The following is a 25,819-nucleotide window of genomic DNA, read 5'->3' as shown; positions in this document are numbered from 1 at the left end:
GGAGGCCTGCGGCGGCAGGCGAGCTGCATTATAGGATGCAACATGGTGGGGACTACAGGGAAATTTTGCCGATGATGCAATGCCACGCCAGCCAGGCAACATGCTCACATGACAACGATCTGGCCCGCGCTGCATGCCGCCCGGCGCCAGGCAAAAAAATACCCGGCATGGGCCGGGTATCGACTTGACTGCCGCCCTGGCGCTGCCGGCCAGGACCGTACCTGGCAGGCAGCCCGTCAGGCTTAGTCGTTCTTGATGACGATCGACGGGAACTTGCTGGTCATGTCCTTGGCCTTTTCCGCCACCTTGATGGCGATGGTGCGGGCGATCTGCTTGTAGATCACGGCGACAGGGCCTTCCGGCTCGGCCACGACGGTCGGCGTGCCCGAGTCCGTCTGCTGGCGGATGGCCATGGTCAGCGGCAAGGCGCCGAGGAATTCCACGCCGAAGTCCGCGCACATCTTCGCGCCGCCGCCGGCGCCGAAGATTTCTTCCGCATGGCCGCAGTTCGAGCAAATGTGCGTGCTCATGTTTTCCACCACGCCCAGGATAGGAATGCCGACCTTCTCGAACATTTTCAGGCCCTTGCGCGCGTCCAGCAGCGCGATGTCCTGCGGCGTCGTGACGATGACGGCGCCCGTGACGGGCACTTTTTGCGACAGGGTCAGCTGGATGTCACCCGTGCCTGGCGGCATGTCGACGATCAGATAATCGAGGTCGCGCCAGTTGGTCTGGTCCAGCAGCTGCTGCAAGGCTTGCGTGACCATCGGGCCGCGCCACACCATCGGCTCGTCCGGATCGATCATGAAGCCGATCGACGACACTTGCAGGCCGTGGTTTTCCATCGGTTCCATGCTCTTGCCGTCGAGCGTCTTCGGCTGGCCGCTGATGCCCAGCATCATCGGCTGGGACGGGCCATAGATATCGGCGTCGAGCATGCCGACGGTGGCGCCTTCGGCCGCCAGGGCCAGCGCCAGGTTGACGGCCGTGGTCGATTTGCCCACGCCGCCCTTGCCGGAAGCGACAGCGATGATGTTTTTCACGTTGCTCATCGGCTTCAAGCCCCGCTGCACCGTGTGCGAAATGATCTTCGACGACACGCCGACGCTGACATTGCCCACGCCGGGCAGCACGCGCAGCGCGGCCAGCACGGACTTGCGGATCAGGTCGATCTGGCTTTTCGCCGGATAGCCGAGCTCGATGTCGAGCGAAATATCATCGCCATCGACCTTCAGATTCTTGACGGTTTTACTGGAAACGAAATCTTTATTTGTATTGGGATCAATAACCTGGGCCAATGCGGCCTTGACGTCTTCTACTGTGATACTCATGACAATCTCCGTATGCAATACGCGCAGTCTAGCGTAAATTTGCATGGCGCGACGGAGACAAAAGCACTACTTGCCGGCGCTGCATCTGCTCATATTGCGTTTCCGCTGTTAAAATGCCCTATTATCCATCCCAAAAGTGCATCAATCATGACTCGCAAGCTGTTCGTCACCACTGCCCTGCCTTACGCAAACGCCGCTTTTCACATTGGCCACATCATGGAATACATCCAGGCCGATATCTGGGTCCGGTTCCAGCGAATGCAACGCGATGGCGCAGCCGCCCGTGAAGTGCACTTTGTGGGCGCCGACGATACGCATGGCACGCCCATCATGATCGCCGCCGAAAAGGAAGGCATCACGCCGCAGCAATTCGTCGCCAACATCGCCGCCGGCCGCGCCCAGTACCTGGACGGCTTCCATATCGCCTTCGACAACTGGTATTCGACCGACTCGCCGGAAAACGTCGACCTGTCGCAATCGATCTACCGCAAGCTGCGCGATACGGGCCTGATCGTCACGAAAACCGTCGACCGCTTCTTCGACCCGGTGAAGGGCATGTTCCTGGCCGACCGCAACATCAAGGGCGAATGCCCGAAATGCGGCGCCAAGAACCAGTACGGCGACAACTGCGAAGTGTGCGGCGCCGCCTACCAGCCGACCGACCTGGTCAATCCTTTCTCCGTCTTCACCAACGCGACGCCCGTGATGAAGCCGTCGGAACAGTATTTCTTCAAGCTGTCCGACCCGCGCTGCTTCGAATTCCTCAAGGATTGGCTCAACACGCCAGGCCGCTTGCAGCCGGAAATGGTCAACAAGGTCAGCGAATGGCTGGGCGAAGCGGGCGAAAAGCTGGCCGACTGGGATATCTCGCGCGATGCGCCCTATTTTGGCATCCCGATTCCCGATGCGCCGGGCAAGTTCTTCTATGTCTGGATGGACGCGCCGGTCGGCTACCTGGCCAGCCTGAAGAACTATTGCGACAAGAAAGGCATCGATTTCGACGCCTTCCTGAATGACCCGTCGACGGAACAGATCCACTTCATCGGCAAGGATATCGTCTCGTTCCACCTGCTGTTCTGGCCCGCCATGCTGAAATTCGCCGGCCACCCGGTGATCGACAAACTGAAAGTCAATGTGCACGGCTTCCTGACGGTCAACAACGAAAAGATGTCGAAGTCGCGCGGCACGGGCATCTCGCCGCTGCGCTACCTGGACCTGGGCATGAACCCGGAATGGCTGCGCTACTACATCGCCTTCAAGCTGAACTCGAAAGTGGAAGACCTGGATTTCAACGGCGACGATTTCGTGGCCCGCGTGAACAGCGACCTGATCGGCAAATACGTGAACATCGCCAGCCGCTGCGCCGGCTTCATCACCAAGCGTTTCGACGGCAAGCTGGCGTCCACGCTGTCGGAAGGCGCGCAAAGCTGGATCAACCGCGCGCTGACGGTGGACGTGAACGGCGTCATCGTCGAGCGCCAGGCCAGCATCGCCGCGCACTTCGAGCACCGCGAATTCGGCAAGGCCCTGCGCGAAATCATGGAAATCGCCGACATCACCAACCAGTATGTCGATGAAAACAAGCCGTGGATCCTGGCCAAGGACGCGGACAAGACAGCCGAGCTGCACGATGTGTGCACGACGGCGCTGATCCTGTTCCGCCAGCTGACCATTTTGCTGTCGCCCGTGCTGCCCGGCGTGGCCAAGAACGTGGCTGCGTTCCTCAACGACGCCGAGTTTAGCTGGGCCGATACGCAAGTGTTCGGCGACGCCGTCTCGAACAGCATGCTGGGCCGCACCATCGGCGCCTACAGCCACCTGATGACGCGCATGGATGCGAAGATGATCGAAGCGCTGTTCGACGCGCCGCAGGCGGCCCCCGCCATCGCCGCGCCGGCCGGCGACGCCGCCAACGACGCCGCAGCGCCTGCCGCCGCTGCCGCTGCCGCCATCGAGGAACTGGCGCCCGAAATCAAGATCGACGATTTCCTCAAGGTCGACTTGCGCATCGCCAAGATCGTCAATTGCGAACTGGTCGACGGCTCCGACAAGCTGCTGCGCCTGACCCTCGATGCGGGCGAAGGCCGTCTGCGCAACGTGTTTTCCGGCATCCGCTCGGCCTACCAGCCGGAAGAACTGGTCGGCAAGCTGACGGTGCTGGTGGCCAATTTGGCGCCGCGCAAGATGAAGTTCGGCATTTCCGAAGGCATGGTCATGGCCGCCTCCAGCGCCGACGAGAAGGCCAATCCGGGCATCTACATCCTGAACCCGTGGCCGGGCGCCGAACCTGGCATGCGCATCCGCTAAGCCGTCACAAGGACCGATGATGAATATCGTGGTGCGCGAAGCAACGAATGCCGATGCACAACTGATTGCCCAGCTGACCCGCGCCGCGTGGGCCGGCAAGGTGGCCCCGTCATCGAGCGGGCACCACGAAACGGCCGAGCTGGTGGCGGAGCAGCTGCGCCACGGCGGCGGTTTCGTCCTGCTGATCGACGACGTGCCGGCCGGGTCGCTGCGCTGGATGCCGCTCGACAGCGATCCCGCCATCTGGAAGATTGCGCGCATGGGCGTGCTGCCCGCCTACCGGGGCAGCAATGTGTCGCAGCATTTGCTCGAAGCCATCATTCATCATGGCCTGTCGTGCCAGGCGGAAGAACTGCGCCTGGCCGTGCGGCGCGACCAGCGCAAGCTGATCGATTTTTACGCGGCCTTCGAATTCGACCTGGCCGAGGAACTGGAATACTCGCACGCCAACCCCGCCGAACCGGCACCGATGGTGATGCGCCGCCTGCTAAGGTATTGATTTTTAGCATTTTTGCCTCCAGCTTGCCCATACAACAACCCGCCAGTGCATCGGGCGCGGTAGAATACGGCCGGCTGACCTTACTTATAAGACACTCAGAAGACACTATGAAACTGCCTGCAAAACACACCAACTACGTATCCGACCACACCCTGTTCATCGCCGAACTGAAAGCCAAGAATCCTGGCATGGAAGCGGGCCAGCAAGCGGGCCGCGCCCTGCTGTGGGACAAGCCGCCCGTCAGCATGGATGAGCAGGAACGCCAGATGGCATCGGCCATCAAGCAACAGGCCTACGTTTACCAGAACAAGAACTAAGACCCGGAAGCGGCACGATGTTGCCTGAAGAGTCTGCAGTCACGCCGGCAGCCGACGCTGCCGGTGCCGGCGCAGTCATCGAGTCGCCCGACCCCGTCGCTGGCGGCGACGGCGGCGGCGACCCTGCCGCATCCGCAAGCAAGGTCACGGACGCGGCGCCCGCCGCCGATCCGCTGGGCATTGCCCGCCTGTATGGCGAACCCCTGCTGCGCATGCCGACGGACTTGTACATTCCGCCGGACGCGCTGGAAATCTTCCTCGAAGCCTTCGAAGGCCCGCTCGACTTGCTGCTGTACCTGATCCGCAAGCAAAACTTCAACATCCTCGATATCCCGATGGCGCAGGTCACCCTGCAATATCTGAAATATGTCGACCAGATCCGCGTGCGCAACCTGGAGCTGGCGGCCGAGTATCTGTTGATGGCGGCCATGCTGATCGAGATCAAGTCGCGCATGCTTTTGCCTTCGCGCAAGAGCGACGTCGAGGAAGACGGCGGCGATCCCCGCGCCGAACTGGTGCGCCGCCTGCTCGAATACGAGCAGATCAAGCTGGCCGCCTACGACCTGAACGCCATTCCCCAGTTCGAGCGCGATTTCGTGCGCACGCAGATTTTCATCGAGCAAAGCCTGACGCCCACCTGGCCCGACGTGGAGCCGGTGGACTTGCAGCAGGCGTGGCTCGACGTACTGAAGCGTGCCAAGCTGACCCAGCATCACCGCATCAGCCGCCAGGAACTCTCCGTGCGCGAGCACATGTCGAGCATCCTGCGCCACCTGCAATCGTCGCGTTTCGTGGAATTCAGCGAGCTGTTCGACATTGCCGGCGGCGTGCCCGTGGTGGTGGTCAACTTCGTGGCCCTGCTGGAACTGGCCAAGGAAACCCTGATCGAAATCACGCAGGCCGAACCGTTTGCACCCATCTACGTCCGGCTGGCCTATTCGCCCGCCTGATATCCTCTCCCTTTGTCACTGACCACCGTACAACGGGGTTTTAGCGAAAGCAATCCATGAAAATTATTTCCGACATCGAAGAATTGCGCGACCAGCTCAGCGGACAGCTGCGCACGGCGTTTGTACCCACCATGGGCAACCTGCACGAAGGCCATCTGTCACTGATGCGCCTGGCGCGCAAGCATGGCGACCCCGTCGTCGCCTCGATCTTCGTGAACCGCCTGCAATTCGGCCCGAACGAGGATTTCGAGAAGTATCCGCGCACCATGGAAGCCGATATCGCCAAGCTGGAAAAAGAAGGCGTGTACGTGCTCTTCGCCCCGACGGAAAAAGAGCTGTACCCGGAACCGCAGGAATACCGCGTGCGCCCGCCCGATGACCTGGGCAATACGCTGGAAGGGGAATTCCGCCCCGGCTTCTTCGAAGGCGTGTGCACGGTCGTCACCAAGCTGTTCTCGTGCGTGGGCCCGCGCGTGGCCGTGTTCGGCAAGAAGGATTACCAGCAGTTGATGATCATCCGCAACATGGCGCGCCAGTTCGCGCTGCCGACGGAAATCATCGCCGCCGAAACCTACCGCGCCGACGATGGCCTGGCCTTGTCGTCGCGCAATATGTACTTGTCGGAAAGCGAACGGGCGGAAGCGCCGGAACTGTACAAGGGCCTCAATTTCGTGGCCGAAGAAGTGCGCAAGGGCAACCTGGCCGTCGCTGAACTGGAACAGGCCAGCATGCAGCTATTGAACAGCCGCGGCTGGAAGTCGGACTACATCGCCGTGCGCAAGCGCGCCAACCTGCAGGCGCCAAGCGCCGCCGAACTGGCCGCCGGCGAACCGCTGGTGGTGCTGGCCGCCGCCAAGCTGGGGCAGACTCGCCTGATCGACAACCTGGAAATCTGACATACAACAACCCCTGCTGCGCGTCGCGCCTTGCGGCCTGCGATGCTCACCGTGCTTCAGCACGGTTGCGCTTCCCGGCCACAACGCTCTGCCGCTCGCTACGGTTTTGTCCGATGTTTCAAACGCCGTCACAGCGGGGCCGTTCGGCCCCGTTTCCTTTATTACTTCTCCATCCCTACCAGCCTGAGCTCGGCAAACAGCGGCTTGTTGCTGCCGCGTGCCGCTTGCAACATGTCATAGCTGGCCGCATCGAGGACGATTTCCTCGCCCGCCCACAGCTTGCGCTGCTTCGCAGGCAGCCTCAGGCTGCGCAGGATGGCCCGCACCTGGGCCGGATCGGCTGCCAGCAGGCGGATGGCGTGCGCATGGCGCTGCGTCCCCGTGAGTATCGGCAAGCCGCCCTCGGGACCATGCTGGCTCAGGCTGACATAATCGCGGCCCCCCACACGGTGCAGATAGGCGTGCCGGGCATCGCCTTCGGCAGGCAGCTGCGCGGCCGGCTCCTGCATCTCGACAGACGCGACAGGCGCGACGGCGGCTTGCTCAAGGCTCACGCCGCACGCTGCCAGCAAGGCCGTGCTCAGGGCGAAAAATAATACGGGTGCTCGGCGCATGGTGCGCTCCTTCTTGTCGGGGTCGGGGACAAAGGGGGAATACTGCAGCGATCATGGGCCAAATTATTTGACGTGTAAAGTTAACTTTGAGAAATATTTCATTCCTTTGCGCAATTTCCCGCGCTCAGCCGGCGGGCCGCAGGATTCGCCCGTAATACGCCTCGCCCAGGCGCAGATGCGTGTCGACGTCGGCGCCCTGTTGGCGCAGGCGGGCAAACTCGGCCCCGCTGATCCGCATCACATAGCTGTGCTGGCTGACCACCAGCCGCGATGCCACCGCCGCCCCCTGCGTGGCGGGGCCGCCATACCATTTCCCCGCCTCGTCATGCAGCGCGGGATACACCTTGCCGTCCGCCTCCACCTGCCAGCCGCCATCGAGCAGGATCCAGATGGCACCATCGTCGTAAGCGCTGTCGGCGATCGCGGTCCCGGGCTGCACCTCCCACTCCTGCGCATGCGCGATGACGTCGCGCAGCTGCACCGTCGTCAAGCGCGTGAAAAAAGGCGTCTTGCGCAGCAGGTACAGATAGGTGACGGACGCTTGCATGGCGGGCGCCTTCTGGCGGCCGGTAAAAGAATAGGCATAGTTGGCCAGCAGCAGGAACAGTGCGCCGGCGGCAAGGACAACAAGGGAGAATCGGATGAGGGATAGTTGCCGGGACATGCAGGCCTCCATGGAAAAAGCGTCACTATAGGCAGGCGCGCCCGGCCGATAAAGGGGGTATTCCTGCCCACACCGTGCCAGATGGCGCAACAATCATTGTTAATGCAGTTTGCACACTGAAATCATTTTCACCATCTTTATCCACCGGCAAATAAAGATCACAATGACTGCACTGGCTCGGCATTCCGCGCCTCCCACCACCACAGGAGAAACACCATGAACACAGCAGCCAAGCCCGCCAAGGTCGCCATCGTCACGGGCGCATCGCGCGGCATCGGCGCCGCCATCGCCCGCCGCCTGGCGCGCGATGGCATGCACGTCGTCGTCAATTACGCCAGCGGCAATATCGAAGCGGACGCGCTGGTGGCGGCCATCGCGGCCGATGGCGGCAGCGCCATCGCCGTCAAAGCCAACGTGGCCGATGCGGCCGACGTGCAGGCCCTGTTCGACGCGGCCGAAGCGGCCTTCGGCGGCGTCGACGTGCTGGTCAACAATGCGGGCATCATGCCGCCGGTGCTGCCCGCCCTGGCCGACACGGACGACGCCACCTTCGACAGCCTGTTCGCCATCAACGTCAAGGGCAGCTTCAACACCATGCGCCAGGCGGCGACGCGCCTGCGCCACGGCGGCAGCGTGGTCAATTTCTCGACCAGCGTGATCGGCCTGGCCCTGCCCGGCTATTCCGTCTACGGCGCCACCAAGGCGGCCATCGAGACGATGACGAATATCTTCGCCAAGGAATTACGCGGCAAGAATATCACCGTCAACGCCGTCGCCCCCGGCCCCACGGCCACGGCCCTGTTCTTGAACGGCAAGACGGAAGAGACCATCGAACGCATGCGCAAGATGGCGCCGCTGGAACGCCTGGGCACGCCGGACGACATCGCCGCCGCCGTGGCCTTCCTGGCCGGGCCGGATGGCCGCTGGGTGAATGGCCAGACTTTACGCGCCAATGGCGGCCTCGTGTAACCTGGATCTGGCAAAGGACACCATCATGCAACAAGTCATTTTGATTACCGGCGCCTCGACCGGCATCGGCGCCCTCTCCGCCCGCGCGCTGGCCGCCGCCGGCCATATCGTCTACGCCAGCATGCGCGACACGCAGGGACGCAATGCGCCGCGCGTGCGAGCGCTGCGCGACGACGCGGCAAGGCACGGCGGCGACCTGCGCGCGCTGGAACTGGACGTGCTGTCGCAAGCGTCGGCCGACGCCGCCATCGCCGCCATCCTGGCCGAACAGGGCCGGCTCGACGTCGTCGTCCACAATGCGGGCGGCCTTGTCACAGGGCCCATGGAAGCGTTTGCGCCGGACGAAATCCAGCACGTCTTCGACACCAACGTGATCGGCGCCCAGCGCGTCAATAAGGCTGCCCTGCCAGCCATGCGGGCGCGCGGCAGCGGCTTGCTGCTGTGGGTCGGCAGCAGCACCACGCGCGGCGGCTTTCCGCCGTTCATGGGGCCATACGCGGCGGCCAAGGCGGCCATGGATTCCATCGCCGTCACGATGGCGTATGAACTGACGCGCTTTGGCATCGAGACATCCATCGTCACGCCGGGTGCCTTCACGCGCGGCACGGCGCATTTCCCCAACGCGGGCAAGCCGGCGGACCGCAGCACCAGCGCCGCGTATGCGCGCTATGAGGGCTTGATGGACCAGGTGGCAGAACGCCTGTCGGCCCTGACACCGCCCGATGCCGACCCGCAGGCGGTGGCCGGCGAGATCGTGCGCGTGGTAGGCCTGCCGGCCGGCCAGCGCCCGTTCCGCACGGTGATCGATTTTATCGGCGACGGCGCGCAGGCCGTGTCAGAAGTGGCCGAGCAGGCGCGCATCGACTTTGCCCGCCGCATCGGCATCGCCGACTTGCTCAGCATTCACCCGGCGGCCTGACTGGCAACAGACGAAAAAAAACGCTGCCAGCTTGCGCTGGCAGCGTTTTTTTTCAAGCGCGCACGCCGGGATCAGGCGCCGGCTTTTTCCAGCTTCTCGAAAATCTTGTTCAGCTTTTCATCGAGGGTCGCGGCCGTGAACGGCTTGACGACATAACCGCTGGCGCCCGCTTGCGCGGCGGCGATGATGTTTTCCTTTTTCGCTTCAGCCGTCACCATCAGCACGGGCAGCTTGGCCAGTGCCGGATCGGCGCGGATATGCTGCAGCATCGTCAGGCCATCCATGTTCGGCATGTTCCAGTCCGAGACGACGAAATCATACGATTCCGCGCGCAGCTTGGCCAGGCCCATGACGCCGTCTTCCGCCTCGTCGACGTTGGCATAACCCAGTTCCTTCAACAGATTCCGGACAATGCGGCGCATCGTCGAAAAATCGTCAACGACTAAAAATTTCATCTTTGGATCAGCCATGAATAACTCCGTTGTTTCTGTAGCGGTTTGTTAATAATATCGACATGAATGCCGACATTATGGTCGACACTACGGCAGCAAGTTGTAGGATAGCATTTTCGTTGCTTTTAGGCGAACAAACTTGCCTCAGATCATATAAAACGTGGCTTACACGCGCAAAGCGCGCATGCCATGTGCCGCCAGGTGGCCCAGCACCATGCCGGGCAGCGCCGTCAGGGCACCGACCTCATGCGCAGCCCCGATGGCGATCGCCTCGCGCGGCATGCCGAACACCACGCAACTGGCTTCATCCTGCGCGAAATTATACGCTCCTGCGGCCTTCATCTCCAGCATGCCTTGCGCGCCATCCTTGCCCATGCCGGTCAGGATCACGCCGACGGCATTCTTGCCGGCCGATTGCGCGGCCGAGCGGAACAGCACGTCGACGGACGGGCGGTGGCGGTTCACCGGTTCGCCCTGGTCGATCTTGGTCATGTAGTTGGCGCCGCTGCGCGTCAGGGTCAGGTGCGAATGGCCGGGCGCGATGTAGGCGTGGCCGGGCAGCACGCGTTCGCCGCCCGCCGCTTCCTGCACCGAGATCTTGCACAGCGAATCGAGGCGCCGCGCGAACGAGCGCGTAAAGCCTTCGGGCATGTGCTGCGTGATCAGGATGCCGGGACAATCGGACGGCATCTGCATGAGGAATTCGCGGATCGCTTCCGTGCCGCCCGTGGACGCCCCCACGATGATCAGCTTCTCGCTCGACGTCAGCGGGCTGCGCAAGGCCGGCAGCGGCGCGGCCGTCTTGTCGCTGGCCGACGGCAGGGTACGCGCGCGGATGCGCGCCTTGGAGGCGGCGCGGATTTTATCGGCGATCATGTCCGTGTATTCGCGCATGCCGCTCTGGATCGAGATCTTCGGCTTGGTGACGAAATCGACGGCGCCCAGTTCCAGCGCGCGCATGGTGATTTCCGAGCCGCGCTCCGTCAAGGACGACACCATCAGCACCGGCATCGGGCGCAAACGCATCAGCTTTTCCAGGAAATCGAGGCCATCCATCTTCGGCATCTCGACGTCCAGGGTCAGCACATCGGGATTGGTCTGCTTGATCATTTCGCGCGCCACCAGCGGATCGGGCGCCGCGCCCACCACTTCCATGTCGGGCTGGCTGTTCACGATTTCCGTCATGACGCTGCGGATCAGCGCCGAATCATCCACGATCAATACCTTGATCTTCATAAATTATCCTCTGGGCCTGCCGGCCCGTATTCCTTATTAAATGAGTCCCCCGTGGCACACCGCCGCTGGCCGCACGGCGCCACGCGCGGCAGGTACGCCCGGGTGTTGATCAGAACAGCTCGACCTCGCCGCCGACCGGCGCGACCTTCAGGCGGCTGGCGTAATCGAGTTCGCGGCGCACCAGGGTGTCGTTATGCGTCTGCATCAGCTTTTTCACCAGCACCTTGCCGCTGCGGGGGAAAAAATACACCTTGCGCGGGTGGATGTCGTTCAGGTCCTCCGCCACCACGCGCATCTTTTCCGCCTTCAGGTAGTTGATGACGAAGGCCGCGTTGCGCTCGCCCACGTTGATCGCCGTGAAGCCGCGCAGCACGGCGCCGCCGCCGAATACCTTCGCTTCCATGTTTTCGCGCCGCGCGCCCGCCTTCAGCAGATCGTTGATCAAGATCTCCATGGCGTAGGTGCCATAGCGCATGGAGGCCGAGATCGGGCTGTTCGGATCGCTGCCGCCGTCCGGCAGCATGAAGTGATTCATGCCGCCAAGGCCCGTGACACGGTCGCGGATGCAGGCCGATACGCAGGAGCCGAGCACGGTGACGATCAACATGTCCTTGTTGGTGAAGTAGTACTCACCGGGCAGGATCTTGGCGGCGTCACAATTGAACGTCCTGTCGTAATAGACGTTAGTGGCAAATTGCTCTTTGGATTCCAGGCTCATATTTCACTCTCATGTACGATGCAACGAGGCCTTGGGCGCGCCGCCCCTGGGCTGGTCGAGCTCATAAACTGTTTTACCGCGCAGCTTCAATGAATCCGACACGTACAGAAAATTCTCCGAATGGCCCGCGAACAGCAGGGCATCGGGTTTCATCAATGGCACAAAGCGCGTCAGGATCTTGCGCTGGGTCGCCTTGTCAAAATAAATCATCACGTTGCGGCAGAAGATGACGTCGAACTGCCCCGTCAGCGGCCAGCTGTCGGCCAGCAGGTTGAGCGGCTTGAAGGTGATCATCTGGCGCAGCTCCGGGCGCACCCGCACCTGCCCCTCGCGGTCGCCCTTGCCACGCAAGAAGAAGCGCCGCGCGCGGTCGGCCGGCATCTTGTCCAGGCGATCCAGGTTGTAGACGCCATTGGCGGCCGTGGCCAGCACGTTCGTGTCGATGTCCGTGGCGATGATGGTGACGGGCGGCGTCAGGGTATTGAACGCCTCGCACACCGTCATGGCGATCGAATACGGCTCCTCGCCGGTGGAACTGGCCGAACACCAGATGGTGATCGGCCCGCTCAATTTCTTCACGTGCTCGGCCAGCAGGGGGAAGTGATGCGCCTCGCGGAAGAACGATGTCAGGTTGGTCGTCAGCGCATTCGTGAACGCCTCCCACTCATCGCCCATGCGGCCCGCTTCCAGGTCGTCCAGGTAGCGGACGAACGAGGAAATGCCGGTCGCGCGCAAACGCCGCGCCAGGCGGCTGTAGACCATCTCCTGCTTGCTGTCGGCCAGCGCGATGCCGGCCCGCTTGTAAATCATGGCGCGGACCCGCTCGAAATCCTTGCCAGTGAAGTCAAACTCCTTGACCGAATCCGTTTTAGTTTGCGGCATGTGTTTTTACCTCTCTATGACTACTCTGAACAATGCCTTTGCAGTATAACTAGCGGGACCGGGGGAGGTCTTAAAACTCTTCCCAATCGTCGCCGCCGGCCGCCGCCAGCTTTTTCGCGGGTGCCGGCGCTGCCGCCTTTTCCGCCTTGGCTACCCTTGCCACCCGCGCCGTACTTGCCGCCTGCAGGGCCGGACGCGCCGCCACCGCTTTTGCCGGCGCGGCAACGGCCGCCTGCACTGCGGCCGGCGCCTGGCTTTCGCCACCAAGCTTGAAGATGCTGACGGCGTCCGCCAGCATCTGCGCCTGGTCCTGCATGCTTTCGGCCGCCGCCGCCGCTTCCTCGACCAGCGCCGCGTTCTGCTGCGTCATCTGGTCCATCTGCGCGATGGCCTGGTTGACCTCTTCGATGCCATGGCTCTGCTCCTGCGTCGCCGCCGTGATCTCGCCCATGATATCGGCCACCTGGCGGATCGAGGTGACGATCAGGCCCATGGTCTGCCCCGCCTCGTCCACCAGGCGGCTGCCCGCGTCGACCTTGTCCACCGAGTCGCCGATCAGGCCCTTGATCTCCTTCGCCGCGCCGGCCGAGCGTTGCGCCAGGTTGCGCACTTCGGTCGCCACCACGGCGAAACCGCGTCCCTGCTCGCCCGCGCGCGCCGCTTCCACGGCCGCATTCAAGGCCAGGATATTCGTCTGGAACGCAATGCCATCGATGACGCCAATGATATCGACGATCTTGCGCGAACTGTCCTTGATGGAGCCCATGGTGTCGACCACTTGCGCCACCACCTTGCCGCCCTGCTCCGCCACCGACGATGCCGACACGGCCAGCTGGTTGGCCTGGCGCGCATTGTCCGCATTCTGCTTCACGGTCGACGTCAGTTCCTCCATCGACGACGCCGTCTCTTCCAGCGAACTGGCCTGGTTTTCCGTGCGCGCCGACAGGTCCGCATTGCCGCTGGCGATCTCGCGCGACGCCACGGTGATGGTTTCCGTACCGTTGCGCACATTGCTGACCGTCTGCACCAGGCTGTCGTTCATGTCCTTCAGCGCCTGCTGCAGCGCGCTCGTCTCGTCCTTGCCTTCGACCACCACGCGCGAGGTCAGCTCGCCCGCCGCCACCTTCTGCGCCACGGCCAGCGCGCCAGACAATGGCTGCGTGATCGAGCGCGTGATGAAAATCGCGCACCAGGCGCCGATCGCCACGGCCACGCCGCCCAGGATCAAGAGTACCGTCATCAGCCGCGCATCGGCCGCCAGCGAGCCGTCCATGAAGCTTTGCTGCGCCACGTGCTGCAGGTCGAGCAGCTTGTTGATGTCGGCCAACGTCTTCTTGTTCAAGGGGTCGATGCGCGTGGCGATGACCTTGGCGGCGCCTTCGCTGTTAAACGCCAGCACCTGCCCCATCGCTTCCTTGAAGGCGGCATCGACGTCGCCATCGACCTTGGAAATATTCGCCAGCAGCGCCTTCTCGCTGTCGGACAGGCCCAGGCCAGCGAGCTTCTCGCGCGCGCCGTCATACAATTTGCGCTGCTCGCGCACCTTGTTTTCTTCCGCCTGCATCAGGCCCACGTCGCCCTGCAAGCCGATATTGCGCATGGCGATGCCGGTTTCCAGCATCGCGCTTTTCATCAGCGACGCCTGCGTATTCTTTTCGCTTGCCACTGCCAGCCCGCTCAGCAGCTGGGCCTTGTTACGGTAATTCAGGGCATTCGCCGAGACGACCACCACCACCAGGATGGCGAGGATGCTGCCAAAACCAAAACCCAGCCGCGTGCCTATCTTAAAATCGCGCAAACTCATTACAGTCTCCAATATAGATGTGTGAACGGCGCCCGTTCAACCGGACGGCGCCGTGTTGTGGCCTGGTCTCTGACGGACCTTGCAGCCTGCCGGCGCGCCTCTGGCCAATGCCCGCGCCGGTACATGCATATCTGTAGTGATGCTTTGCGGTGAAACGGCGGCGCCCCTGGCGCCGCCTGCCAGCGCGCTTACGCCGCCAGCTTGTCGATCAGGCCCATCTCGCTGCTCGACATCAGCTTGTCGATGTCGACCAGGATCAGCATGCGCTCGTCGATGGTGCCCAGGCCGATCATGTAGTCGGTCGAGAAGGCCGTGCCCATTTCCGGCGCCGGCTTGACTTGCTCCGGGCTCAGGGTGGTCACGTCGGACACGCTGTCGACCACCATGCCGACGATGCGGCCACCGATATTCAGGATGATCACCACCGTGAACTGGTCGTACACGGGCGTGCCCAGGTTGAACTTGATGCGCATATCGACCACGGGAATGATGATGCCGCGCAGGTTGATCACGCCCTTGATGAATTCAGGCGCGTTGGCGATGCGCGTGACCGCTTCGTAGCCGCGGATTTCCTGGACCTTCAGGATATCGATGCCGTACTCTTCCGAGCCCAGGGTAAAGGCCAGGAATTCACGGCCGGCGATGTCCTTGCCGTCGCCCGGTTTGCTGCCGGAAAGTGCTTGAGTATCTGACATGGTGCGTTTTCCTATCTGTTATCTGTCTGTGTTGCGAAAAGGGACTCGTCCGCCAGCTGGCGGGAGGAGCGGATCAGGGCGGCGACGTCGAGAATCAGCGACACGCCGCCGTCGCCCAGGATGGTGGCGCCCGAGATGCCCACCACCTTGCGGTAATTCGATTCGAGGTTCTTCACCACGACTTGCTGCTGGCCCACCAGGTCATCGACGAACAGCGCCGCCTTGCGCCCTTCCGTCTCGAGGATCACGCAGATGCCTTCCGACGGGCTGGTAAAGCGCGGCGCGATGTCGAACATCTGGTACAGCGGAATGAGCGGCAGGTATTCGCCGCGCACCTTCACCACCTGCCCCTTGCCACTGATGTCCTTGATGTCTTCAACGGCCGGCTGCAGCGATTCGATGACAAAGCCCAGCGGTAAAATATACACCTCGTCGCCCACGCGGATCGACATGCCGTCGAGGATGGCCAAGGTCAGCGGCAGCGAGATGGAAATCGTCGTGCCGAAGCCCTTCGCCGAGCGGATGTCGACGACGCCGCCCATGGCGCTGATATTGCGCTTGACGACATCCATGCCCACGCCGCGGCCCGACACGTCGGTGACGGCTTCGGCGGTGGAAAAACCGGGCGCGAAGATCAGCTGCCACACGTCGGCGTCGCTCATCGATTCGGACACGTCCAGGCCCTGCTGCATGGCCTTGGCCAGGATGCGCTCGCGGTTCAGGCCCGCGCCGTCATCGGACACTTCGATGATGATATTGCCGCCCTGGTGGCTGGCCGACAGGAACAAGCGACCCGCCTCCGTCTTGCCGGCGGCCACGCGGGCGGCCGGCATTTCCACGCCATGGTCGATACTGTTGCGCACCAGGTGCGTCAGCGGGTCGACGATGCGCTCGATGAGGCCCTTGTCGAGTTCCGTGGCGGCGCCGTTGGTGATGAAGTCGACCTTCTTGCCCAGCTTTGTCGCCAGGTCGCGCACCATGCGCGGGAAGCGCGAAAAGACGAAATCCATCGGCATCATGCGGATCGACATCACCGCTTCCTGCAAGTCGCGCGTATTGCGCGTCAGGTGGCTGACGCTGTCGAGCAGTTTTTCATGCAGCATCGGGTCGAGCGCGCCGGCGCGCTGCTCGATCATGGCCTGCGTGATCACCAGCTCGCCCACCAGGTTGATCAGCTGGTCGACCTTTTCGATCGAGACGCGGATCGACGACGATTCGGCGCCCGCCTTGTCGCCCTCTTTCTTAGCAGGCTTCCTGTCCTGCTCCGCGTCGGCGGCGGCAACGACCGTCACGGGCGCGGCGGCCGCAGTCGACGGATTGGCCTTGGCCGCGTCGGCGCGGATCTGTTCGAGCGGCTGGAAGAAACCGTAACCGCGTTCGGCGTCGCTCTGCACGCCGGCGGCGGCGCGAATTTCATCGAGCGGCTGGAAGAAGCCATAGCCAGGGTCGGCCGGCGCCTGCGCGGCGGCCGGTGCGCCAGGCAGGGGATCGAAGAAGCCGTAGCCCTGGGCCTTTTCCTGTGCCGCGCGGGCAAGCTGGGCCGCGTCGGCTTCGCCGGGCGCCAGTGGCGGCGCCTGCGTGATCACCATGTCGTCCGGATTGAGCACGAACGAGCAGATGGCCAGGATATCGTCCAGGCTTTCATGCGTGGTCACTTCCAGCACCTTGCGCGCATCGGGCAGGCTCGATACGGCGACATCGCCCAGCAAGCCCAGTTCGGCCGCCAGCGCATCGACTTCGCGCTCTTCCATCTTCGGCAGCTCCAGGCGATAGCGCTGTCCGCCCGCATGGCTGACGACTTCCTTTTCCGCCGTATGGAAAGCCGGCGCGACGGGCGTAAGCGCCGCCACGGGCACGTCCTGCGAAAACGACTGCAGCATCATGCGCACGTTGGCGACGGCGTCCTGGTCGACGGGGCTGCCCAGGCGGTGGCCGTCGAGCTGCATCTTGAGGATATCCTTGGCCGCCAAAAAGGCGTCGACGTGTTCCGCCGTCAGGGCCATCTGGCCCTGACGGATGCGGTCGAGCAGCGACTCGAGGATATGCGTCACCTCGCTCATGTCGGAAAGGCCAAACGTCGATGCGCCGCCCTTGATCGAGTGGGCGGTGCGGAAAATGGCATTCAGGTCTTCGGCGTCGGGCGCCGCAATATCGACGGCCAGCAGCAGCCGTTCTTTTTCAGCCAGCAGTTCTTCGGCCTCATCGAAAAAGACCTGAAAAAACTGGCTAATATCGATGGTCATAGGGTGACTCCGTCATGTGCATCGTTGCGCTGCGCGGCTGGCATCAGCCAATCACCTTCTTGACCACTTCGATCAGGCGTTGCGGATCGAACGGCTTCACCAGCCAGCCATTGGCGCCGGCGGCACGTCCCTTCGACTTCATCTCGTCCGACGATTCCGTCGTCAGCATCAGGATGGGCACCTTCTGGTAGGTCGGCAGTTCGCGCAGCAGCTTGATCAGCTCCAGGCCGTCCATGCGCGGCATGTTCTGGTCCGTCAAGACCAGGTCCACGGTTTGCAGCTTGGCTTTTTCCAGTCCGTCCTGGCCATCCACGGCCTCCACCACCTGGTAACCGGCGGCTTTCAGGCTGAACGCCACCATCTGGCGCAATGAGCTGGAATCGTCCACTGCAAGTATCGTTTTGGCCATCTTTGCTCCCACTTATTCCGGGCATCCTGCCCGAGTATTTGATTAATCAATCCATGCAACCGCAAGCGTTCCGCATCCTCATGCTAGAACAGCTCGATGTCGCCACTTTCCAGATGCTGCTGGCTGACCGCCTTGCGCAGCACGCTGCGCAACTCCAGGCTTTGTATCGCCAGCGCCATGCTGACCCGCCCCAGCAAGGCGACGATTTCCTCGTTGTCGCTCTCCGGCAGCATTTCCGCGCCGTGCGAGCCCAGGGTCCCGAGGAACTCGCGCAAGCCCGTCACGCGCTTCAGGGTGCGCTCGATCAGCTGGCTGGTCATGTCCTGGAACTGCAGGCTGGTGATGGCGGCATTCACATAGCCCCCCACCTCATCCTGCAGCGCCAGCAGTTTCTCGCGCTGCTCCGCCGGCGGCACGCCGCCGTCGAGCAGCATGGCGATCGTGTCCTGCTGCGCCGCGACGGCCGCGTGGATCGCCATGAAATTGAAGGACAGCTTCTCGATCGCCTCTTCCAGCAAGATGCCGGTCTGCACCAGGTCGGTTTCCACCTCCGTCAAGTGCTTGCGGCCATGGTCCGACACGCCAGACAGCAGGCGTTTTACATGCGAGCCAAGTATTTTCTTTCTTGTCATAAAGGTCTCATTGTTTCAATACACCACGCGCTGACGGTCCATGCGTGTTATTTTTTCGCCGCTGCCGGGCTGGGGACGGGCGCTGCCGCCGGCGGCGCACCGGCCGCCAGTCCCGAGGCGACAGCGGCGGAAGCGGCGTCGCTCACCGGCAGCTCCATCGCCGAACCATCGCGCAGGACGTTCTCTTCCGTGCGCTTGTTCATGACGATGATGCTGATGCGCCGGTTGATCGGGTTGAACGGGTCGAGCTTGTCCAGGTGCGCGGCCGAGCCCAGGCCCACCACGCGCAACACTTTTTCTTCCTTCATGCCGCCGATGATCAGTTCGCGCCGCGACGCGTTCGCGCGGTCGGCCGACAATTCCCAGTTGCTGTAGCCGGCGTCGCTCATGTACGGCGTCGAATCCGTGTGCCCGGACAGGCCGATGCGGTTCGGCACCTCGTTCAGCACGGAGCCGATGGCATGCAGGATTTCCTTGGTGTAGGGTTGCAGATTGGCATTGGCCAGCGCAAACATCGGACGGTTCTGCTCGTCGACGATCTGGATGCGCAAGCCTTCGCTGGTGATATCGAGCAACAGCTGGTTCTTGTATTTTTTCAGCAGGGGGTTGGCGTCGATGGTCGCCTCGATGCGCGCCTTCAGCGCCTGCAGGCGCCGGCCCTCTTCGCGCTCGAGCGCGGCCTTGGCCGAATTGAGGTCGAACGATTTGCGCTGCTGCTCTTCCTGCGCCTTGCGCACCTGGCCATCCTGGCGCGACAGGTCCTGGCCGCCGCCCTGGATCACGGAATTGCTTTCGCCGCTGCCGGAGCCGCCCGCCATCGCCACCTTCAACGGCGTCTTGAAGAATTCGGAAATGCCGTTCAAGTCGCCCTTCGACGTGGAACCCAGCAGCCACATCAGCAGGAAGAAGGCCATCATGGCCGTAACAAAGTCGGCGTAGGCGATTTTCCACGCCCCGCCATGGTGCCCGCCAGCCGTCTTCTTGATACGCTTGACGATAATCGGGCGCATGCCTTCATCGGCCATGGCGTCCCCCTTCCGTGTGCTGCAAATGACTCATGGTGTCCAGGCGTATATTCACTGCTTACTTCGTTTTCGATTTCTTGATGTGGTCTTCCAGCTCGTTGAACGTCGGGCGTTCCGTCGAGAACAGCACCTTGCGGCCGAACTCCACGGCCAGCGCCGGCGCATAGCCGTTCAGGCTGGCCAGCAGGGTCACTTTCACGCACTGGAACATCTTGCTCGACTCTTCCAGCTTCTGCTCCAGCAGGCTGGCCAGCGGGCCGACGAAACCGTAGGCCAGCAGAATGCCGAGGAAGGTGCCGACCAGCGCGTGCGCGATCAGCATGCCCAGCTCGGCCGGCGGAATGCCCACCGATTCCATCGTGTGCACCACGCCCATCACGGCGGCGACGATACCGAAGGCGGGCAAGCCATCGCCCACCTTGGCGATCACGTGGGCCGGCACGGCGCCTTCGTGATGGTGCGTCTCGATCTCGTTGTCCATCAGGTTTTCGATCTGGAACGCATCCATATTGCCCGACACCATCAGGCGCAGGTAATCGGTCATGAATTCGACGATGTGGTGGTCGGCCAGCACGGCCGGATACTTGGAAAACAGCGGGCTCTCTTCCGGCTTGTCGATATCGCCTTCGATCGACATCAAGCCTTCCTTGCGCACCTTGCTCAGCACTTCGAACAGCAGCGACATCAGCTCCATGTACAGTTCCTTGGTATAGCGGGAACCCTTGAACAGGCTGGGCAAGGCGGCCAGGGTCGCCTTGATGGCCTTGTTATTGTTACCAACAAGGAAGGCGCCCAGGGCGGCGCCGCCGATCATCAGCAGCTCCAGCGGCTGGAACAGCGCCGCCAGATGGCCGCCCGCCAGCGCGAAACCGCCAAAGACCGAGGCGCAGACGATGATGTATCCGATTATGACTAACAAGTGCCCTGACTCCCAATTAGGACCGGGCTGACGCGCCCGGCATGCTCAAACCAGCTCCCTGCGGCCGGCGGCGGCGCCGCGGGCGGTGAGCAGCGGAAAAATGTAACTGAAGGTAGATTGAAACGGCCCGCATTTCAACACCATTTCAACAAAATGCCGTGTGGAACTACAATAACGTGAGATTGTCCTCCGGGCAAGCAAATAACGCAGACAATTGCTTAAAAGCACCATATGTAGAGCAAGGGGCCACGCTCTGTGGTGGCAATGGTCTTATCGGGTGCCCGCGCGGCAATCTTGAATTCGTAACTAAGAAGCATGCTTCCGGGCAACATTTCCGCTGCCGCCTTGCGCCACAGGGCCGCCATCGCCGCCGGCGACAGGTAGGCGAACACCACATCGTAGCGGCCGAAATCGAGCGCCTCGTAGTCGCCGCGCAGGAAACGCGCGCGGCTGCCCGCCAGCCGCGCGCGCAGGCGGCTCACCAGCCACGGCAGCGGCGCCAGCTCGATGCCGTCGAACTGACCGTCGGGCCGGCGCCGCGCCAGGTCCAGCACCAGGCCGCCCAGGCCGCTGCCGATGTCGACCAGGCGCACGCCGGGCCGCTCGGCGATCAAGTCTGCCACGGCCCGCCACACCTTCGGCCCCGATGGGTAGAACGGCACTTGCGTGCGGAAGGTGGACCAGTAAAGGCTCAGCAGGAAGAGAAAGGCCAGCAGGAAGACGACGGGCGGCAAGGCCAGCCGGCTGGCGCCCAGCAGGGCCGGCGCGAACAGCAGGCCGATGGCGCACCACCAGCGCGCCAGCCCCGCGCGCCAGGTGATGGCCGCCGCCAGCACGCCCTGCACCCCGGCCACGGCCAGCAGCGACATGGCGACGCCGGCCCGCGCCAGGCCATACACCAGCAGCAACATCAGGGGAAAGGCCAGCACCTGGATCAGGATGGCCTTGAGCGCGGGCGCGCGCAGGATCTGTTGCAGCATGGACAAGTTCAAGGAAGAAAACGCCAGTGTAAGCGATGCCGGCATGAAAAAACCGGAGTGCGGTCTGGCGACCGGCTCCGGCTGTTCTTTATCTCAGCGGGGACTCAGGCAACCGCGCCCGGCGCGGCGGCGGCCGCCTCATCGCGCGCCTTCTTGGTCTTGCCGGCCCGCGAAGGCATGTGGCACAGGCCGCAGACATAATCGGCGTTGAGGTCGAGGCAATTGACGACGAACTTGCCGCCGCATTTGCCACAGGGCGCCATGGCCAGCATCTTGCTGCTGAAAAAGCGCACCAGGGTCCAGGCCCGCGTCAGCGACAGCAGCGGCTCTTCGCCCGCTTCGGGCGGCATTTGCTCCAGGTACAGTTTATACGCCTTCATCACGGCTTCGATGCCCGTGGCGCCGGCGTGCTCGACGAGGAATTTATGGATATTGATGAACAGCGAGGAATGGATGTTCGGCTGCCAGGTGAGAAACCAGTCGGTGGAAAACGGCAGCATACCCTTCGGCGGCGAGACGCCCTTCAATTCCTTGTACAGGTTCAGCAGGCGCTCGCGCGACAGCGACACTTCCGTCTCCAGCAATTGCAAACGGGCGCCCAGCTGGATCAATTCGATGGCCAGCTGGATTTCCTGCGCTTCCGATACGACACTTTTCTTGGCCATGCTAGTTGCTCCAGGTGTACGGGTACGTATCAGGACGCTTAAGCGATCTCTTCCACACCTTGGCCAGCCATCAGGATGGCGGCATGCGACTGGGCCAGCGAACGGTCTTTATTGTAGTTCGTCAGCATGCCCAGGATGGCGCTGTCGTCGAAACGGAAGCGGGCCAGCATCATGTTGCCGCCAGCCAGTTTCAGGATCTGGGCATTGCTCATTCCTTCGATCAGTTCGGCGATTTCGGCGGCAATGCCCAAACGGAAGATGGCCGTTACCTTGTCTGCACGAATCATTTGCTGGGCCAGCATCAGGTAGCTCAGGTTAGCGTCGCGAATCTCAGCCATCATATCGTTAGCAGTCATTTCCATCTCCTCAATCCGTTGAATTCTGCTGGCAGTGTGTGTTGCCAGTGAGATACATTCTGCAGGAGCAACATCAAACGCAACAGAGGTGCAGCTCTGTATTTTTGGTCGGGGAATGACGGATAGGACCGTAGGTGTTTGTCTGACAAACACCATTCGATCATGGTCGCACGCCTGTGGCGGCGCGGATTCTGGAAGCAGGCAGGACACCAGATTCGGCTGGTTTTTGACCTGCATTTAATATCACTTTTTTACAACAACTTGACCTTAATCAAGCCTTCTACGCTATGTAACGGCGGTCTCGGCAGGAACTTTAGGCCTGTTTTAAAAAATATTTCAGAAACTTGCCGCCTTGCCTGACGGTTTTTTACCGTTCATGTAATCGTTGACGGCGGCGTTTTGCGGAACTTTAGGGTTTTTTGAAAATAATTTTAAAAATCGTGATTTTTTTCGTTGACGCCCCGCAGACGGGTCTTTTTCGGCGGCCTTGCCTGCCGCCTATCTGGCGTTATCGACGGGATTTGTTACACTGCCGACTCCCGCGTGATACTTCAAGCCTCAAGCAATATCATGCCATCCAGATAAGTATCAACATGAAAGCCACCATGATTTCTCGACACGACTGCAGTGCGCGCGACCTCGACGACCCGCTGGCGCCCCTGCGCCTGCAGTTCGACCTGCCCGCCGGCGTGATTTACCTCGACGGCAATTCGCTGGGCGCCCGCCCGACGGCGGCGCTGGCACGCGCCCAGCACGTCATCGCGGCGGAATGGGGCACGGACCTGATCCGCAGCTGGAACACGGCCGGCTGGTTCGACCTGCCCAAGCGCCTGGGCGACCGCCTGGCGCCGCTGCTGGGCGCGCACACGGGCGAAGTGGTGATCACCGACACCACCTCCGTCAACCTGTTCAAGGCCCTGGCCGCCGCCCTGCAGATGCAGGCCAGCGATCGCGCGCATGCCGCGCGCAGAGTCATCGTCAGCGAGCGCAGCAACTTCCCCACGGACCTGTACATGGCGCAAGGCCTGTCCGCCTGGCTGGACCGCGGCTACCAGCTGCGCCTGGTCGACAGTCCCGACGAACTGGCGCACGCCATCGATGCCGAATGCGCCGTCGCCATGCTCACGCACGTGAACTACCGCACCGGCTACCAGCACGACATGGCCGCCATCAGCGGCCATTGCCATGCGCAAGGCGCGCTGGCGCTGTGGGACCTGGCCCATTCGGCCGGCGCAGTGCCGCTGGACCTGAACGGCGCGGGCGCCGACCTGGCCGTCGGCTGCACCTACAAATACCTGAACGGCGGCCCCGGCTCGCCCGCCTTCATCTGGGTGCCGGAAAAACACCAGGCGCGCTTCCGCCAGCCGCTGTCCGGCTGGTGGGGCCATGCGGCGCCATTCGCCATGGAGCCGGGCTTCGCGCCCGCAGACGGCATCGCCCGCGCCCTGTGCGGCACGCAGCCGATCGTCTCGCTGGCCCTGGTCGAATGCGGCCTCGATATCTTTGCGCAAACGAGCATGGAAGCGATCCGCCGCAAATCGCTGGCCCTGACGGATATGTTCATCGCGCTGGTGGAACAGCGCTGCGCCAGCCATCCGCTGGGCCTCGTCACGCCGCGCGACCATGCGCGGCGCGGCAGCCAGGTGAGTTTTACCCACCCGCACGGCTATGCCGTGATGGCCGCGCTGATCGCGCGCGGCGTGATCGGCGACTACCGCGAGCCGGCCATCATGCGCTTCGGCTTCACGCCCCTGTACACCAGCTTTGCCGAGGTGTGGGACGCCGTCGAGATCCTGCGCGACATCCTCGACACGCAAGCCTACGACATCGCCGCCAAGCGCGATGCCGTCACCTGACCCCGGACCAAGAGAACACCATGAGCAAAGAAGAAAACAGCAGCGGCTGCCCCATGCATGCGGGCGCCCGCCAAGGCGCCGAATGGCATGGCGCGCAGATGGATTTCAGTGAATCGATGAGCTACGGGAATTACCTGGCGCTGGACCGCATCCTCACGGCCCAGCACCCGCTCTCGCCCAACCACAACGAGATGCTCTTCATCGTGCAGCACCAGACCAGCGAACTGTGGATGAAGCTGATGCTGCACGAAATGCACGCCGTGCGCGCCAACCTGCAAAGCGGCGACCTGGCGCCCGCCTTCAAAATGCTGGCCCGCGTGGCGCGCATCATGGACCAGCTGGTGCATGCCTGGGACGTGCTGGCCACCATGACGCCGCCCGAATACACGGCCATCCGCCCCTACCTGGGCGCCTCGTCCGGTTTCCAGTCCTACCAGTACCGCGAAATCGAATTCATCTTGGGGAACAAGAACGCCGCCCTGCTCAATGTGCATACGACGGCACCGGCAACCTATGCGGTGCTCGATACGGCCCTGCGCACGCCATCGGTCTACGATGAAGCCATCAAGCTGCTGGCGCGCAGCGGCCTGCACATCGCCCCTGAACGCCTGGACGCCGACTGGACCTTGCCCACGGCGGCCGACGCCTCCGTCAAGGCGGCGTGGCTGGAAGTCTACCGCGACCCGTCGAAGCACTGGGCCCTGTATGAACTGGCCGAAAAGCTGGTGGACCTGGAGACGGCGTTCCGCTTCTGGCGCTTCCGCCACGTGACGACGGTGGAGCGCATCATCGGCTTCAAGACGGGCACGGGCGGCACGGCGGGCGTGAGCTACTTGCGCAAGATGCTCGACGTGGTATTGTTCCCTGAATTATTTGCCCTGCGCACGGAGTTGTAACCTCAAGGAGCATCGATGTCGCCTCTCGTCCTGACCCTGGCCGGCCTGTGGAATTCCGGGCCGCAGCACTGGCAAACCCACTGGGAAGCGCGCCACCCGCAATGGTCGCGCGTGCCGCACAGTGAGTGGCAGACGCCGGACCAGGAGACATGGGTGGCGGAACTCGACCGGGCCATCGCCGCGTGCCCGCGTCCGCCCGTGCTGGCGGCGCACAGCCTGGCCTGCGTGCTGGTGGCCCACTGGGCTGCCAGCGGCTCGCCGCACAGGATCGCCGGCGCCTTTTTGGTCGCCCCCAGCGATGTGGACGCGCCATCCTACCCCGCCGGCACGACGGGCTTTGCGCCGATGCCGCTGCAAGCGCTGCCGTTTCCCAGCCTGGTGGTGGCCAGCGGCGACGATCCCTACGTGAGCTTCGCGCGGGCGCGCGCGTTTGCCGAAGCCTGGGGCAGCGATTTCACCATGATCGGCGACGCCGGCCATATCAATGGCGATGCCGGCTACGGCCCGTGGCCGGAAGGCGAACAACTGCTGCTGGATTTCTGCGCCGCGCACCAGCCCTGAACCCGTGTAGCCCCCCCCTGCGCA

The 25,819-nt window shown here is 62.8% G+C and carries 27 protein-coding genes; 10 read left to right on the top strand and 17 right to left on the bottom strand.

Annotation, left to right across the window (positions count from 1 at the left end):
- Window positions 1-242: 242 nt before the first annotated feature.
- Window positions 243-1,331: an iron-sulfur cluster carrier protein ApbC gene (gene apbC / locus BM193_RS18790; RefSeq protein ID WP_092799749.1), complete on the bottom strand. Its 1,089-nt coding sequence runs from the start codon at window positions 1,329-1,331 to the stop codon at window positions 243-245.
- Window positions 1,332-1,478: 147 nt separating this feature from the next.
- Here apbC and metG point away from each other — a divergent pair, with 147 nt between their 5' ends.
- The 5 genes from metG (at window position 1,479) to panC (ending at window position 6,300) form a co-directional block, all read left to right on the top strand.
- The gene (metG, locus tag BM193_RS18785) at window positions 1,479-3,638 is read left to right on the top strand and encodes a methionine--tRNA ligase (RefSeq protein ID WP_092799751.1); all 2,160 of its coding nucleotides are present in this window, start codon (window positions 1,479-1,481) and stop codon (window positions 3,636-3,638) included.
- 19 nt (window positions 3,639-3,657) lie between these two features.
- Window positions 3,658-4,137 (top strand): GNAT family N-acetyltransferase, encoded by a 480-nt coding sequence (locus tag BM193_RS18780; RefSeq protein WP_092799901.1) that lies wholly within the window; start codon window positions 3,658-3,660, stop codon window positions 4,135-4,137.
- A gap of 107 nt (window positions 4,138-4,244) precedes the next feature.
- Complete coding sequence (locus BM193_RS18775; RefSeq protein WP_092799753.1) at window positions 4,245-4,454, top strand: DUF3460 family protein; 210 nt, start codon at window positions 4,245-4,247, stop codon at window positions 4,452-4,454.
- Between the two features lie 17 nt (window positions 4,455-4,471).
- A complete protein-coding gene (locus BM193_RS18770; RefSeq protein WP_092799755.1) occupies window positions 4,472-5,404 on the top strand; it encodes a segregation and condensation protein A in 933 nt (310 codons plus the stop codon).
- Window positions 5,405-5,460: 56 nt separating this feature from the next.
- Window positions 5,461-6,300, top strand: a complete 840-nt coding sequence (gene panC / locus BM193_RS18765; protein ID WP_092799757.1) for a pantoate--beta-alanine ligase — start codon at window positions 5,461-5,463, stop codon at window positions 6,298-6,300.
- A gap of 161 nt (window positions 6,301-6,461) precedes the next feature.
- Here panC and BM193_RS18760 read toward each other — a convergent pair whose 3' ends face one another.
- Window positions 6,462-6,914: a hypothetical protein gene (locus tag BM193_RS18760; protein WP_139176229.1), complete on the bottom strand. Its 453-nt coding sequence runs from the start codon at window positions 6,912-6,914 to the stop codon at window positions 6,462-6,464.
- A gap of 124 nt (window positions 6,915-7,038) precedes the next feature.
- Window positions 7,039-7,578, bottom strand: coding sequence for a hypothetical protein (locus BM193_RS18755; protein WP_092799761.1), 540 nt, complete (start codon window positions 7,576-7,578; stop codon window positions 7,039-7,041).
- 216 nt (window positions 7,579-7,794) lie between these two features.
- Between BM193_RS18755 and BM193_RS18750 the strand changes: the two genes are divergently transcribed.
- A complete protein-coding gene (locus BM193_RS18750) occupies window positions 7,795-8,547 on the top strand; it encodes an SDR family oxidoreductase (RefSeq protein ID WP_092799763.1) in 753 nt (250 codons plus the stop codon).
- Between the two features lie 25 nt (window positions 8,548-8,572).
- Complete coding sequence (locus BM193_RS18745; protein WP_092799903.1) at window positions 8,573-9,466, top strand: SDR family NAD(P)-dependent oxidoreductase; 894 nt, start codon at window positions 8,573-8,575, stop codon at window positions 9,464-9,466.
- Between the two features lie 71 nt (window positions 9,467-9,537).
- Here the strand turns inward: BM193_RS18745 and cheY are convergent, their stop codons facing one another.
- From cheY to flhD, 14 genes are all read right to left on the bottom strand, one after another.
- Window positions 9,538-9,936, bottom strand: coding sequence for a chemotaxis response regulator CheY (cheY, locus tag BM193_RS18740; protein WP_010396677.1), 399 nt, complete (start codon window positions 9,934-9,936; stop codon window positions 9,538-9,540).
- 147 nt (window positions 9,937-10,083) lie between these two features.
- Entirely contained in the window at window positions 10,084-11,154 is a 1,071-nt protein-coding gene (locus BM193_RS18735) for a protein-glutamate methylesterase/protein-glutamine glutaminase (RefSeq protein ID WP_092799765.1), read from the bottom strand.
- Window positions 11,155-11,263: 109 nt separating this feature from the next.
- A complete protein-coding gene (gene cheD, locus BM193_RS18730) occupies window positions 11,264-11,872 on the bottom strand; it encodes a chemoreceptor glutamine deamidase CheD (protein ID WP_034758343.1) in 609 nt (202 codons plus the stop codon).
- Window positions 11,873-11,881: 9 nt separating this feature from the next.
- Window positions 11,882-12,754 carry a CheR family methyltransferase gene (locus tag BM193_RS18725; RefSeq protein WP_092799767.1) on the bottom strand — a complete coding sequence of 291 codons (873 nt, stop codon included), beginning with the start codon at window positions 12,752-12,754 and terminating at the stop codon, window positions 11,882-11,884.
- 70 nt (window positions 12,755-12,824) lie between these two features.
- Window positions 12,825-14,558: a methyl-accepting chemotaxis protein gene (locus BM193_RS18720; RefSeq protein ID WP_092799769.1), complete on the bottom strand. Its 1,734-nt coding sequence runs from the start codon at window positions 14,556-14,558 to the stop codon at window positions 12,825-12,827.
- A 188-nt stretch (window positions 14,559-14,746) separates the two neighbouring features.
- Complete coding sequence (locus tag BM193_RS18715) at window positions 14,747-15,253, bottom strand: chemotaxis protein CheW (protein ID WP_092799771.1); 507 nt, start codon at window positions 15,251-15,253, stop codon at window positions 14,747-14,749.
- Between the two features lie 11 nt (window positions 15,254-15,264).
- A complete protein-coding gene (gene cheA / locus BM193_RS18710; protein WP_092799773.1) occupies window positions 15,265-17,496 on the bottom strand; it encodes a chemotaxis protein CheA in 2,232 nt (743 codons plus the stop codon).
- A 43-nt stretch (window positions 17,497-17,539) separates the two neighbouring features.
- Complete coding sequence (locus BM193_RS18705; protein ID WP_034758362.1) at window positions 17,540-17,905, bottom strand: response regulator; 366 nt, start codon at window positions 17,903-17,905, stop codon at window positions 17,540-17,542.
- 83 nt (window positions 17,906-17,988) lie between these two features.
- Window positions 17,989-18,537: a chemotaxis protein gene (locus BM193_RS18700; RefSeq protein WP_092799775.1), complete on the bottom strand. Its 549-nt coding sequence runs from the start codon at window positions 18,535-18,537 to the stop codon at window positions 17,989-17,991.
- A gap of 47 nt (window positions 18,538-18,584) precedes the next feature.
- Complete coding sequence (gene motB / locus BM193_RS18695) at window positions 18,585-19,562, bottom strand: flagellar motor protein MotB (protein ID WP_092799777.1); 978 nt, start codon at window positions 19,560-19,562, stop codon at window positions 18,585-18,587.
- Between the two features lie 58 nt (window positions 19,563-19,620).
- Window positions 19,621-20,481: a flagellar motor stator protein MotA gene (motA, locus tag BM193_RS18690; RefSeq protein WP_092799779.1), complete on the bottom strand. Its 861-nt coding sequence runs from the start codon at window positions 20,479-20,481 to the stop codon at window positions 19,621-19,623.
- A gap of 218 nt (window positions 20,482-20,699) precedes the next feature.
- Window positions 20,700-21,461 carry a class I SAM-dependent methyltransferase gene (locus BM193_RS18685; protein ID WP_092799781.1) on the bottom strand — a complete coding sequence of 254 codons (762 nt, stop codon included), beginning with the start codon at window positions 21,459-21,461 and terminating at the stop codon, window positions 20,700-20,702.
- Between the two features lie 104 nt (window positions 21,462-21,565).
- Complete coding sequence (gene flhC, locus BM193_RS18680) at window positions 21,566-22,126, bottom strand: flagellar transcriptional regulator FlhC (protein ID WP_092799783.1); 561 nt, start codon at window positions 22,124-22,126, stop codon at window positions 21,566-21,568.
- A 38-nt stretch (window positions 22,127-22,164) separates the two neighbouring features.
- On the bottom strand, window positions 22,165-22,482 hold the full coding sequence (gene flhD, locus BM193_RS18675; RefSeq protein ID WP_034758381.1) for a flagellar transcriptional regulator FlhD: 318 nt from the start codon (window positions 22,480-22,482) through the stop codon (window positions 22,165-22,167).
- A gap of 605 nt (window positions 22,483-23,087) precedes the next feature.
- Here flhD and kynU point away from each other — a divergent pair.
- From kynU to BM193_RS18660, 3 genes are read left to right on the top strand one after another with little or no spacing between them, the layout of a single operon-like run.
- Window positions 23,088-24,338 (top strand): kynureninase, encoded by a 1,251-nt coding sequence (gene kynU, locus BM193_RS18670; RefSeq protein ID WP_092799905.1) that lies wholly within the window; start codon window positions 23,088-23,090, stop codon window positions 24,336-24,338.
- Between the two features lie 53 nt (window positions 24,339-24,391).
- Window positions 24,392-25,234, top strand: coding sequence for a tryptophan 2,3-dioxygenase (kynA, locus tag BM193_RS18665; RefSeq protein ID WP_092799907.1), 843 nt, complete (start codon window positions 24,392-24,394; stop codon window positions 25,232-25,234).
- 15 nt (window positions 25,235-25,249) lie between these two features.
- Window positions 25,250-25,795 (top strand): RBBP9/YdeN family alpha/beta hydrolase, encoded by a 546-nt coding sequence (locus BM193_RS18660; protein WP_092799785.1) that lies wholly within the window; start codon window positions 25,250-25,252, stop codon window positions 25,793-25,795.
- Window positions 25,796-25,819: the final 24 nt, after the last annotated feature.

This window comes from Janthinobacterium sp. 344, from assembly GCF_900112025.1.
Classification (GTDB): Bacteria; Pseudomonadota; Gammaproteobacteria; order Burkholderiales; family Burkholderiaceae_D; genus Janthinobacterium.
The sequence above is the reverse complement of the archived record's forward strand: the minus strand, read 5'-3'. Positions and strand labels throughout refer to the sequence as shown.